The sequence below is a fragment of the Dyadobacter luteus genome, from assembly GCF_003383615.1.
GTDB lineage: Bacteria > Bacteroidota > Bacteroidia > Cytophagales > Spirosomataceae > Dyadobacter > Dyadobacter luteus.
On record NZ_QNUL01000018.1, the window covers coordinates 39,903 to 52,728 of the forward strand.

The 12,826-nt window shown below is 43.3% G+C and carries 9 protein-coding genes; 5 read left to right on the top strand and 4 right to left on the bottom strand.

Annotation, left to right across the window (positions count from 1 at the left end; genetic code table 11):
• Nucleotides 1-10 precede the first annotated feature (10 nt).
• Nucleotides 11-1,222 carry a glycosyltransferase family 4 protein gene (locus DSL64_RS19395; protein WP_115832590.1) on the bottom strand — a complete coding sequence of 404 codons (1,212 nt, stop codon included), beginning with the start codon at nt 1,220-1,222 and terminating at the stop codon, nt 11-13.
• A gap of 115 nt (nt 1,223-1,337) precedes the next feature.
• On the opposite strand from DSL64_RS19395, the gene DSL64_RS19400 reads away from it, so the two are divergent.
• From DSL64_RS19400 to DSL64_RS19420, 5 genes are all read left to right on the top strand, one after another.
• Nucleotides 1,338-2,144, top strand: a complete 807-nt coding sequence (locus DSL64_RS19400; protein WP_115832591.1) for an FkbM family methyltransferase — start codon at nt 1,338-1,340, stop codon at nt 2,142-2,144.
• Nucleotides 2,145-2,245: 101 nt separating this feature from the next.
• On the top strand, nt 2,246-3,520 hold the full coding sequence (locus DSL64_RS19405; RefSeq protein ID WP_115832592.1) for a glycosyltransferase family 4 protein: 1,275 nt from the start codon (nt 2,246-2,248) through the stop codon (nt 3,518-3,520).
• Nucleotides 3,508-4,272 (top strand): glycosyltransferase family 2 protein, encoded by a 765-nt coding sequence (locus DSL64_RS19410; protein ID WP_115832593.1) that lies wholly within the window; start codon nt 3,508-3,510, stop codon nt 4,270-4,272. Before DSL64_RS19405 ends, DSL64_RS19410 begins: the two co-directional genes overlap by 13 nt.
• Before the next feature lie 255 nt (nt 4,273-4,527).
• A complete protein-coding gene (locus DSL64_RS19415; protein ID WP_115832594.1) occupies nt 4,528-7,605 on the top strand; it encodes a SusC/RagA family TonB-linked outer membrane protein in 3,078 nt (1,025 codons plus the stop codon).
• Nucleotides 7,606-7,640: 35 nt separating this feature from the next.
• On the top strand, nt 7,641-8,981 hold the full coding sequence (locus tag DSL64_RS19420) for a RagB/SusD family nutrient uptake outer membrane protein (protein ID WP_115832595.1): 1,341 nt from the start codon (nt 7,641-7,643) through the stop codon (nt 8,979-8,981).
• Between the two features lie 70 nt (nt 8,982-9,051).
• Here the strand turns inward: DSL64_RS19420 and DSL64_RS19425 are convergent, their stop codons facing one another.
• From DSL64_RS19425 to DSL64_RS19435, 3 genes are read right to left on the bottom strand one after another with little or no spacing between them, the layout of a single operon-like run.
• Nucleotides 9,052-10,362, bottom strand: a complete 1,311-nt coding sequence (locus tag DSL64_RS19425) for a DUF4302 domain-containing protein (protein WP_115832596.1) — start codon at nt 10,360-10,362, stop codon at nt 9,052-9,054.
• Between the two features lie 28 nt (nt 10,363-10,390).
• The gene (locus DSL64_RS19430; protein WP_115832669.1) at nt 10,391-11,317 is read right to left on the bottom strand and encodes a zinc-binding metallopeptidase; all 927 of its coding nucleotides are present in this window, start codon (nt 11,315-11,317) and stop codon (nt 10,391-10,393) included.
• Between the two features lie 14 nt (nt 11,318-11,331).
• Nucleotides 11,332-12,816 (bottom strand): RagB/SusD family nutrient uptake outer membrane protein, encoded by a 1,485-nt coding sequence (locus tag DSL64_RS19435; protein ID WP_115832597.1) that lies wholly within the window; start codon nt 12,814-12,816, stop codon nt 11,332-11,334.
• Nucleotides 12,817-12,826 lie beyond the last annotated feature (10 nt).

A 12,826-nucleotide genomic window follows, 5' to 3' on the forward strand; every position in this document is an offset into this window, starting at 1 on the left:
ACCGGAAAAACTAATGTTTCATCACATATTGAAATGCAACATTGTATTCCCGTAGTACCGTGTGAATGTTTACTTCTTTTTTAATAATTTCCAGAGAACGCTCGCCGAAGATTCTGACCTTTTCGGCATCTTTCAACAGTTTCCTGATGGAATCGTCAAGACTTGCCTGGTCTCCGTTTTTAAAATAATAACCATTATAGCCTTCTCTCACCAACCGCTTCTCTGTTCCGTCTGCCACCGAGCATACCACAGGTTTGGCAAAGCACATGGCGTCGTTAATGGACAATCCACCCATTCCTCCCAACACATATGCAGACGAGGTATGCAGGTAACGCCCCAGGGTAAGCGATTCATATACCCCGCCAATAAACCGGACGCGATCAGCAACACCCAGTTCCGAAGCCAGTTTCTTCAAAGCTTCTTCCTCAGGACCAAAACCGATTACCACCAATTCAGACTCAGGTAAATCAGCAGACATATTTTTAATGCTCTCAATAAGCATATCTACCCTTTTCCATTTCACCAAACGCCCCACATGGATAATACGATGCGGATTGTAAGGAAGGATCTCTGGTTGTTTTAATACCTCTTCATAAGTAGCCAGCAACTCATCTGTATCAGGAGAATTGGCAGCAATGAATATTTTTTCGTCGGGCACACCATAGCTTCCGGTGATATTACGGGCTTCATCGAAATAATTGATATGCGCATCGGCCAGAGGCAGGTAAATTTTGCGCAGACAGGTGATCAAATAAAAGGCCAGATATCCTTTCCAGTTTTTGCCCTCAGTCTGGAGATCTTCGGTCAGGTTCTGTCCTGAATAGTAGTATTCTTTGCTTTTACCCCAATACGAAATGTTAAATGGAATATCGCGACATATCAGCTTTGCCCCTATCCCTCTGAGTCTGGAATAAAAAAAAGGATTAAGCACTAATTGCAGAAAGTAAGGCCATGCTGACATCACAATAATATCCGGCTTTACTTCCTCCAGAGTAGGAATAAGATCTTTAAAAAATGGCTTGCCATACCATGTGTTGTATTCGGGAAGTTCAATCAACCGGAACTTCGTGGCCGAATCCGCCTCTTTCACACCTGAACCCACTGCTTTGCTTTTCTGGCTGGGTTTGATCAGAATCAGATCGGTTCCGTATTCAGAAACCATTTTATTCAGAATCAAAGTGAAATAGTGCGGCAAACCCGCCATTACAAAACAAACACGCATGTGCCAGATCAAAATTGGATAGTGGGTGCAAAAGTACACAAACGAAAGTAATTTTAAGGACAGCTTCAATCTTTGCCCTATCTTCGCCCTGAAATTTAATGCCTAATCCAATTTCATGTACTGGCTGCGCTATTTACTAAAAGAACCTTTTCAGGCGTTACGTACCGCCCGCGACAGAGAATTTATCAAACTTCTCTTGAAATATGGCGATGCAAAAAGACACCAGCGAACCGTTGTAAAGTTCGACAAGCACACTTTTGAAGTACCTGATGTGATGTCGTTCCTGTGGCAGTACAAGGAAATTTATGCCGACGAGTTCTATTTTTTCAAAACTGATCATATATCTCCCGTTATTCTTGATTGCGGAGCCAATATCGGCATGAGTGTTCTGTATTTCAAAGAGTTGTTCCCGCAAGCACGCATTACGGCATTTGAAGCCGAACCTGAAATCGCTTCATTACTAAGCAAAAATCTCAAAACGAACGGCATTCTGGATGTCCGGATTGTGGACAAGGCCGTCTGGACCAATGAGGACGGAATCATGTTTGGCAGTGAATCTGCTGATTCTTCTTCTATTTATTCTACCGCTGCTAAGAAGAAAATTGCTTCAGTTCGTTTGAAAGATTTCCTGATGGCAGAAAAGCAGATCGATTTTCTGAAAATAGATATTGAAGGTGCCGAACAGGAAGTGCTAAAGGATTGCCGCGACCAACTGAGTCATGTCAAAAATCTTTTCGTTGAATTCCACTCTTATATAGGCAATCCGCAGGGACTGGCAGAGACCATTCAGATTTTTGAAGAAAACGGCTTCAGGTATTTTATCGACACCAATCAGCACCGAAACAAACCTTTTGTGAATCATCGTTACCGGGGAAATGATGTGATGGATTTGCAACTCAATATATTCGGATGGCGCGAGTAGTCTGCTTGCTCATCTGACAGATGGAAAAAAAATAATCATTATATCTGTTTAATTTTGCACCATTCGTACAGCAGATACATCCCTGTTTAGCCTGTTCATTTATGATTTTGCATTTAAGTACTTTTCACCTTGAAGGAGGGGCCGGCGTCGCTGCCACGCGCTTGCACCGCGCTTTACTTCGGAATGGTGAAGATTCTTATATGCTGATTCCGGGAGTTAAAAACCCTGAAGAACACGTCACAGATCTGAATACTTCCAAATGGGAATCGCGTAAGTCATTTATAAGGTTTGTTGAAGAACGGCTCTATTTTTATCCTCAGGAAAAAGACAGCAGCGTACGTTTCGCATTTTCTCCAGCCGCTGCGGGAACAGATATCAGCCAACATCCGCTTGTACAACAGGCAGATATTATTCATCTTCATTGGATCAATTTCGGATTTTTGTCCATGACTTCGCTGGACAAGCTTTTTGCTTTGGGCAAACCGGTTGTGTGGACGTTGCATGACATGTGGTCTTTCACCGGTGGGTGCCATTACAGCAGGGGCTGCGATAACTACCTGACGCATTGCCAATATTGTCCATATCTTGCCAAACCGGATATTTATGACATTTCCTTTTCTCAGTTTGAAGAAAAGGCGAAGCTATATAAAAATGTAAATCTGGCATTAGTATCACCCAGCAACTGGCTTACCAGTCTGACCAGACAGGCGGCATTAACCCAAAATCTGAAATCAGTTTGTATACCCAATTGTATTGATACTGATTTTTTTGCCCGTGGCGACAAGAATGAAATCAGAAAAAAACTGGGACTTCCAGTTGATAAAAAGCTGATTCTCTTCGCTGGTGCCAATACCCAGGATCCAAGAAAGGGTTTTGTTTATTTCAAAAAGGCGATGGAGCAGTATAATACCGAAAGACAGGATCTCGAAGTGCTCATCTTCGGAAAGTCGGGCAACAATAGTTTTGACACCTTTCCCGTACCGGTTCATTATCTGGGAAAAATTACGGAGCCGGCGCAAATGGTGAATGTTTACAATGCGGCTGATATGATTATAGTCCCTTCTTTGGAAGATAATCTTCCAAATACCATTATGGAAGCGATGGCATGCGGCACACCAGCTGTGGGATTTGCGACAGGCGGCATTCCCGAAATGATTGATCATCTCGACAACGGATATGTAGCAGATCTCAAATCTGCAGACTCTCTTGCAGCTGGAATTGATTGGATATTGAAAAAAAACGCAGACCTATCGGTTTCCATAGCAGCACGCCAAAAAGTGATACATACCTATAGTGAAGAAACTATTACCAGCCAATACAGCCAATTGTATGAAGTGATGTTGAACAACCAAACCGCTTCGCAATGCCACTCCTAACGATTGTCACGATCACCTTCAACGCGGAAAAATACCTGGATCGAACTTTAGAAAGCGTTCAGCGTGCGTTAGCTCACATTGATCCTGCATCACTGGAATACATGATCATAGATGGTGGCTCCAAAGACAACACGCTCGCCATTGCTCAGCAATATGATTTTATTACCCGCATCGTTTCTGAACGTGACAAAGGTTTATACGATGCGATGAACAAGGGCCTTCGGTTTGCTACGGGGCAGTATATCTGGTTCCTGAATGCAGGAGATGAAGTGTACGATGAGGAGGTATTACAGAAACTGAATAAACAACTCCATTCTGATCCTGACATATGTTACAGTGATGCGATGTTCGTTCGGGAGGATGGTAGCGAAGTGGGCCTTCGCAGTAAATTTACACCTCACGACTTACCAACAAATCTGCGTTGGCAAGATTTCAAGTTTGGTATGAAAGTCTGTCATCAGGCATTCATTGTCAAAAAATCGCTCGCTCCCGAATATGACATTAATAACCTCAGCGCCGATATCGACTGGGAAATTACTTGTCTGAAAAAGGCGGACACCATTGTTTCGCTCCACTTTGTACTCTGCAAGTACCTTCTGGGCGGCACATCTGTACAAAACCACAAACGTTCCCTCACCGATCGCTTCAAAGTACTCCGTAAACACTTCGGTCTCTTCCCTACCCTATTTAATCATTTTTTTATTTTCTGGCGGGGTTATCGCTTTGTACAGAAAAATGGGAAGTATTGGTAAAATACTATCCCTAAACATCATCCAGACAACGATTAGCTACCTTCCATACCCCCCGATTCGGGCAGGTGTATATACGCTTGTATGGATCAGTATTGTACTAATACAAGAATATTCCCTGAAAAGCTTGCACAAATATTATTTAACTGACAATTTTTATTCGTTACAATCTAAATAATAAAAGACAAATATTTCGCGAGTCTAACATTAACACTACATTTGTTCCGTAACAAATCCTAATTACCAAATTTAACAATTATGAGGAAAACCTTTATTATAACAGTTTTCTGTCTCCTGATCACGTGCCTCTATGGGTATGGACAATCATTTTCGGTGAGTGGAAAAATCGTCACATCGGAGGATGAAACTTCGCTGGCGGGTGTAACAATTCAGGAAAAAGGAACTACAAATGGTAGTCAGAGTGATGCTGAAGGACGTTATTCTCTTCAGGTAAGCTCGCCCAATGCAACGCTGATATTCAGCTTTGTAGGTATGGTTTCAAAAGAAGAGCTGGTAGGTAACCGCAGTGTAATCGATGTAAAACTAACCTCAGATTCCAGAAGTTTAGGCGAGGTTGTGGTTACCGGATTTGGTTCGCAAATCAAAAGAGATTTGACCGGGAATATCGCCAGTATTAAAGGTGCGGATATCCAGAATACTCCTGTTCCTAACTTCAATCAGGCACTGCAAGGCCGTGCAGCAGGTGTATTTGTAGAATCCAATAGCGGCAAGGTGGGTGAAGGCATCAAAGTACGTATCCGCGGTACTGGTTCGATCAGCGCATCTAATGATCCATTGTACGTAATTGACGGTATACCTGTAAACTCTTCCGCACTTGCAGGATCAGCCACATCAGGTAATTCTCCGGCACCTTCGGGAAACCCTCTGGCAGATATCAACTTCAACGATATTGAATCTTTTGAAATACTAAAAGATGCATCAGCAGCAGCTATTTACGGATCAAGAGCTGCGAATGGTGTAGTTTTGATTACTACGAAAAAGGGTAAATCAGGTAAAACAAGCCTTACAGCCAATGTTCAGTATGGTTTCAACAAACCAACGCATTTACGCGGATTCCTGAATGCGAAGCAATATGTGGAATTGCTCCGTGAAGCAGCCATTAACTCTGATGCACTGGAAGGTATTAACTCTACAGATCCTGCTCAATATGAAGACTCATGGCTTGAATCAGCTGAAGGACGTTTGGACAGATATTCAGGAGGAACGGACTGGAGAACGCAGCAAACAAATACCAACTGGGAGAAACTGGCATTTAACGACGCGTCCAGAACCAAGATATTTGACATCAATGCATCCGGCGGAAATGAAAAAACCAGATTTTACATCAGCGCGGGTTACAATGATCAGGACGGTATTCTGATCGGTAACGACTTCAAAAGACTTTCAGGACGTATCAATCTTGATCACGATATCAATTCGCGTCTGAAAATCGGATTCAACATGGGTCTGTCGAGAACCATTGCAAACCGTTTGGCGCAAGACAACCAGTTTGCATCCCCTATGCAGATCATCGCATTGGCACCGATTACACCTGTACGTAATGCTGCCGGTGAGATCAACGACCGCCCGGTAACAACCTATTACAACCCTTTGATGGAGTTGGGCAACAAGAAATTCCAGACAACCGGTTACAGAAATATCGGGAGCACTTATCTTGCCTACAACATTGTCAAAGGGCTTACGTTCAGAACTGAATTCGGTTTTGATATATTAAACCAGGATGAAGATATTTTTTCAGGTGTAAAAACTGAGGTAGGACAATCTGTTAACGGACAAGGTTCAAGCTATTTTTATCGTACAGTTAACTACAACACGAACAACTATTTCAACTATAATATCCTGAAAGACAAGCACAGCATCGACCTGACAGCTGGTATGTCTTTCCAGAACTATAAAGATGACCGTAACTCAGTAACAGGACAAGATTTCCCTGTTGATGACCTGAAGAAAATTGAAAGTGCCGGAAAAATTACAGCGGGGTATTCTACCTCAACAGAATCGTCCTTCCTTTCTTACTTCGGAAGAGCCAATTACAAATTCAACGATCGTTACCTGCTATCTGTAAGCGGGCGTGTTGATGGTTCATCCAAATTCGGAAAAGACAGCCAATACGGTTTCTTCCCTGCCGTATCGGGAGGCTGGGTGATTTCAGAAGAATCCTTCCTGGCTACAAACAATACAATCAGTTTCCTTAAACTGAGAGGTAGCTGGGGTATCACCGGGAATGCTGACGGATTCGGAGATTTCAAACAACTGGCACTTTGGGGAGGATCTAAATATGGCGGTTCATCAGGACTTGTTCCCACACAGTTGGCCAATCCTGATCTGAAATGGGAAAAATCAAACCAGATTGATTTCGGTCTTGACTTTGGTCTTTTCAAAAACCGTCTCTCAGGGGAAATCGATTACTACGTAAAAGACACCAAGGATCTGATCTACAATGTACCTGTTGCCGGAACTTCCGGATTTGCGACACAAACAGCCAACATCGGTTCTATGCAAAACAAAGGAGTTGAGTTTGTGTTGAACTCTACCAACCTTAGTGGCGGGCCAGTAACCTGGACAACCAGTTTGAATCTTTCCAGAAACATCAATAAGCTTACCAAACTGGATGGAGAAACTCAGCTGCTGCCAGGTAACGACGGAAGGTTCCTGAACTCCCTTATTGTGGGTGAATCGATCGGCGTATTCTACGGCCCGAAATATGCAGGTGTTGATCCTGCAAACGGAGATGCCTTGTATTATACAGAAAACGGAGAAACAACCAACGACTACAACGCTGCCGGTAATTTCGTAGTAGGGAATCCTAATCCGGATTGGATCGGCGGGATTACCAATACAGTGGGATACAAGGGCGTAGAGCTAAGCTTCCTGTTTCAGGGGGTATTCGGAAACCAGGTAACCAATGGTGCCGGCGGATTTATGACTTCCAGCTTTGACTGGTACGACAACCAGACTCTTGAAACGCTGGACAGATGGCAGAAACCAGGTGATATCACCAATGAGCCACAACTTCGTCTTGCAGGAGGAAATGGTACATCTGCTTCCAGCAGATACGTGTATGACGCTTCCTATGTTCGTCTTAAAAATATTACCCTGAGCTACAAATTACCTCAGGCAGTATTGCAGAAAATGAAACTTAGTTCACTTCGGTTATATGTTACGGGTGTAAACCTGCTCACTTTCACCAAATATCCGGGATGGGATCCTGAGGTAAACACCGACTACCGTGCAGGTAACCGTAACCAGGGTAGTGATTTTTACGCTGCTCCGCAAATCAAATCCCTGACATTTGGATTAAGCCTCGGACTTTAATCCTGAACAAAGTTAACAACCGAAAATATCAGACTATGAAAAGATATAATGCAATCATACTAGGTACCATGCTCCTTCTTTCATCCTGCGCCGGAAAGCTTGATCTGTTGCCGCAACAGGAGGTAGATAGTGAAACTGTACTCAATTCCGACACCAACATTAAAAGAGCCCTGGCCGGAGCTTACGACGCAATCAGCGACGCCTTTGTACTCGGCGGCGACATGGCGTTATTTTCTGAACTTCTTGCTTCCAATAGCGAGATAGCCTGGGAAGGTACCTACAACCAGCCACGAGATGTGTACCGGAAATCAATTTTGGTAAATAATAGCTTCGTACGTGATATTTGGCTGGAATCCTACAAAACCATCAATATTGCGAACAATGTTCTGAGCGCTATCGACAGAGTAAACGAAGCAGATCAGGATCGTGTAAAGGGAGAAGCTCTGCTCTTGCGTGCTATTACCTATTTCGAGCTTGTTCAACTATACGCTTTACCTTACAGTGCAGGCAACACAGGTTCCAATCCCGGACTCCCACTCGTGCTGGAACCAACTATTGCAGCAGAACCTGGAAAAATTGTAACAAGAGCTTCTGTAGAAGCAACTTATGCACAAATCATTCAGGATGCTGTAGAAGCTGAAAGCTTACTGCCTGAAACCAATGGGATCTATCTGAACCAGATTGCGGCCAATGCCTATTTGTCAAGAATTTACCTTCAAAAAGCGGACTATGCGAAGGCACTGGCTGCTGCTAACAAAGGGATTTCACTCGCTACTTCGAATGGAATGGCACTAACTACAACTTACGCAGCTGCTTTCAATAACGCTGCCAACTCTGTAGAAGACATTTTCGCTATTCAGGTGAGTGATCAGGACGGAGACAACGACATGCAGCTTTTCTGGTCAATTCCCCAGTATGGAGGACGCGACGGGGATGTGTCCGTGCAGACCAAACACCTTAACCTTTACGAAGCAGCAGATGCACGTCTGAAGTTGTTTTACGAGGGGTCAGGAGCTGTAAGAAGTGGTAAATGGATGTTACAATTCAAGAATATTCCAGCTTTCCGCTTAGCCGAGCTTTATCTCACCCGCGCTGAATCCAATCAAAGACTTTCATCACAGCTTGGTGCAACGCCTGCTGCAGATCTTAATCTGATTCGCAGACGTGTTGGTCTCACTGCCATTACTGCTCCTACATTAGATATTATACTGAAAGAACGTAAGCTTGAACTAGCCCACGAAGGACAAGGTATTCATGACCTGAAACGTTTGAAACAGAACTCTGACAATCTTGCTTATGACGCCAATTCTCTGGTGTTGCCGATACCTCAGCGCGAGGTAGATGCATCAGGAATCGTGCAGAATAAAGGATACTAAAAATTACTCTGAATGCAAAAAACACGCCTCGTTATGAAGCGTGTTTTTTTGTGCCCTATATATTCCAAATCTATATCCTGAACCAGTTGATCCAAACTGTAGCATCCTTGGCATTCACCATGTCATAGGTTTTTTCGGATGTCTGGATAAGGTAGTAGCCGGTGGATTCGTACAACTGAGCAGCCATTTGAGCTACAGGACCCGTTGTAGGGACATCTCCTAAGGTGCCACGTTCAGAGAAAACGATACGACCATCGGCAGGAAAACTTGGTGTTCTAACCGCATTGCCATAATGTAGAGATAAGCTTCCATCTTCAAAAAAAGCAGGGGCAAATAAATCGTAGTTAGAACCGTAAGCCGGGATGTAAAGATAGACGACGTAAGGAAATGAATCGGATGTAAGCGCTCTAAGGCCAAAGGCATCGTCAACACCATTCACATGGAATCCTGAAACAGAACGCCACTCTCCACCTGTGGAAACAGGGGCATTATACCATCTTCTCGCAGCATTCAGGTCAATTGCCAAAGGCCTTATAGCTGTGCCAATTACAGATGTTGCCCCATTTACCGAGACTGAAACCTGTGAACGAGATGTATCCCAGGTGACATTATTAAAACCACTGATCGTAGTAGAGCCATTCACCAACGAATTCTTAAACCTCAACCCTTCCGACGTAAAGTAGTAAGTTGTGTTAAAGTTTCTGACAGTGGTACCTTCCAGCCATGTCATTTTCAATGACCTCGTATCCTGACCTACTGTAATTTCATAAGTTACTCCGGCGATGGTTATTCTCTTAAAGTAAACTTTATACTTTGAGATATTATTGAATGCCATTGCGGATGCCTGAGCTCCATTGTTATAGGCTGTCTGTTGCGCCTGAGTAGCACGGGTAAGTACAAGTCTGCTTCCATTTTTACGACCAACAAAAACCATACGATCCGCCGAAATGGAATCCGGAAAGATGGCAAATTCGAAGTCCGAAGCCAATCCTACACCGTCAGAACCGCCATTGGCATCGCTGTCCGGATCTGCAAGGACGTGCAGGTAACCATACGTATCAAAAATCAATGTAGGTGTTTGCATCGCCTTAAGCCGATAGCTGCTTTCTTTCGAAGTTTTTGCAGATTCGTCTTTAAAGTCTGAATACATCGTAACCCTATTCTGGTCATTGAATTTCATGTAAAGACCATAACTACCTCCATTGCCAGGATATATAACCGCGTTCCAGCCATAAGTCGATCCTGCCAATTGCGTTTCGTACGTCCCCAAGGCTTCGTTGAGACGCTCATCAGCTGTTTTTTCAAATACGGACTCATCCTTATTTTCACAGGACCAAAATCCTATTGAAACCAGGAGTAGATATATGATAGAATTTTTCATTTACCAGATATTTTAAAACAAATTTATCTTAGAACATGCTGACCATTGCCGCACGCGTCTTCTTCTGTAATGCATAAAAATCGATGCTCCATGAGTTTTTGTAATAAGCAACGATCATCGCTTCCTTCTGGCGTAATGCAGCTTGTGCCTGCGCACGGGTAGTACCTTTAGCTGTAGTACCTTCGGGAATTGAGTTGATAATTTTATCAAACCCATCTTTTCCTTCCATGAGCATCACAGCGATCATTTCCACAAAATCATCGTCAAAATTTGAAGCGGAATAGGCTGATATAAAGCCGTCCCTTTGCGCATCTCTGTCATTATAGTTGATCCAGTTAGCACCATAATACTTACCTGCACTAATTGTCTTATACTCCTGAGGATAGTTTTTATTTTGATGCAGAATATGACCAAACTCGTGCTGAATGACGTGGAAAATAAAAAACTTAGCATACACTGAATCCGTCGCAGCAGAATACCCGGACATACCTTTAATTTTGAAACGGTTGATCCCCATCATCACAATCTTGCGTCCACCCTCAGCCTGACCACCCGTCACAGAACCATCCAGATTGTACTCCACACTTCCTGAAAGCACAAATAGTTTGGGCGAATATTTGTTAAAGAAGACTTTCCCGGCCTCCTCAACGTACGGCTTGGCCCAACCTTTATCTATACTCGTCAGCAATGGGATGACTTGTGCTTCATCAGCCGGAACGAGAGTTTTGATTACATTATCAAATTCGAACTGATCCCACTTATACTTGACCGCTATATTATACGGGGTTGTAATATTCGTAAATATCCAGTCATCTACAGGAGTTTTAGCCCAGTCGTCTCCACCTAGTCCCGGGATGTTGTCGACATTACCAATCTCTTCCTTCTTACAGGAAATCATGACAACACTGGCTATCAGTAATAAACAAGAAAAAAACAGCCCTGAAAGTCTTTTCATTTTCATAGTATTTCTCATCTGGCATTCAACTCTAAACCTGACAATGTGGCACTTTGTGGCAATTGGAATACTCGCCTCGGATCATTCGCAGTCACAGATGCGATAACATTTCCTACGTTGTCCGTATGCGTTACAGGGATAGCATATCGCTGTAAGTCGAACCATCGCATACCTTCTTGCAGGAACTCAACTCTTTTAAAATCCAGAATCGCATTCAACAAATTATTTGCAAGATTATTCGTTCCGTAATAGCTACTTAATTTCGCTGCCGTAACCGTATGCTCGGCAGCATTATATCCTGATATTCTTTTACTCAGAAACAAATTCAGATCAGCGAGTGCGGCAGCTGTCTGATTCTGGTACACGCTTGCTTCCGCATGATTAAACAAAACCTCTTCAGCCGTGAACAATGGTAGCATCACGTAGGGAATACCAGTTTCAGCATTTACTGTTTCTCTCACAAAATACTCATACCATTTCGGTACAAAATAATTGTTATCTCCCTGGTAGTATACGGGGTACGACCAGTTGGCTGTTGCACCTGCAATCGCATCCGAAGCAAATATTTCTCGCTGTTTTCCAAAGGAAAGTCCAAAACGATATCGTGGCATAAAACGACCTATCAGGGATGCCGTTTCGACCAAGAGGAGATTGGCTCGTTGAGTTGCCTGAGAATAAATAGTTTGTAATTCATCAGGTGACATACTCTCCATGGTAGTATTCCAGGGACGGAGATTATCTACCACCGAGCTTCCAGGAAATGCAGCATTGGTATATTGCAGAACCTTTGCATAATCCTTTTTAAACAAATAAAAACGAGCAGCAAATGCATTAGCAGCGGCCAGATTAAAATGATATTTCGGAACAGTATAGGATCCATCACTAATCAATGGCAGCCCCTCCAGTAAATCCTTTTCAATCATTTCGTAAACATAGGCTACTGTTTTGCGTTCATACTTCTTTATAACGACATTTTCCGGCTCAGTTACATAGGGGATTCCCGGATCACTGGAAGCTGTTTGTCCATTGTAGAATTTGCTAAAAAAACTGACCAACATGAAGTGAGCATATGCTCTCGCAACCAATGCTTCCCCTTTCTGAGCGCTGAATTGAGAGGGATCGGGCGAATTCCTGATAATCTGGAGTGCCTCATTGCTTACTGAAATAGCCCGGTAACATTCTGCCCAATAACTATCTGGTGCATCGGAGGTCCCCACTGTCGCATCTACCTCTTGAAAAAGAAATGAGAAGCGGTTCGTTTTGTCATCTTCGCCCACTCCTTTATCCACAATGTTGTCACTCATGGATTCAGCCATGACAACGTATCCGGAGTTAGGATATGCCGTTGTCAAAAGCTGGGAAACCTGCTTCGGAGTTGAGATTGATGCGCGTGTACTGTCAGGTTCTTTGGAGAGAAATTCTTCACAGCCCGTCAGCAGCGACACTAGCAGAAATACTCCGGCTACTTTCTGTATTTTATATAGGATAGACTTCTTCATTTTTCAAGCG

Bases quoted from the DNA above. Each gene is read 5' to 3' on its own strand.
- DSL64_RS19410 (WP_115832593.1), top strand. From the start codon at position 3,508: ATGCCACTCCTAACGATTGTCACGATCACCTTCAACGCGGAAAAATAC.
- DSL64_RS19425 (WP_115832596.1), bottom strand. From the start codon at position 10,362: ATGAAAAATTCTATCATATATCTACTCCTGGTTTCAATAGGATTTTGG.
- DSL64_RS19415 (WP_115832594.1), top strand. From the start codon at position 4,528: ATGAGGAAAACCTTTATTATAACAGTTTTCTGTCTCCTGATCACGTGC.
- DSL64_RS19420 (WP_115832595.1), top strand. From the start codon at position 7,641: ATGAAAAGATATAATGCAATCATACTAGGTACCATGCTCCTTCTTTCA.
- DSL64_RS19435 (WP_115832597.1), bottom strand. From the start codon at position 12,816: ATGAAGAAGTCTATCCTATATAAAATACAGAAAGTAGCCGGAGTATTT.
- DSL64_RS19405 (WP_115832592.1), top strand. From the start codon at position 2,246: ATGATTTTGCATTTAAGTACTTTTCACCTTGAAGGAGGGGCCGGCGTC.
- DSL64_RS19395 (WP_115832590.1), bottom strand. From the start codon at position 1,222: ATGCGTGTTTGTTTTGTAATGGCGGGTTTGCCGCACTATTTCACTTTG.
- DSL64_RS19430 (WP_115832669.1), bottom strand. From the start codon at position 11,317: ATGAAAAGACTTTCAGGGCTGTTTTTTTCTTGTTTATTACTGATAGCC.
- DSL64_RS19400 (WP_115832591.1), top strand. From the start codon at position 1,338: ATGTACTGGCTGCGCTATTTACTAAAAGAACCTTTTCAGGCGTTACGT.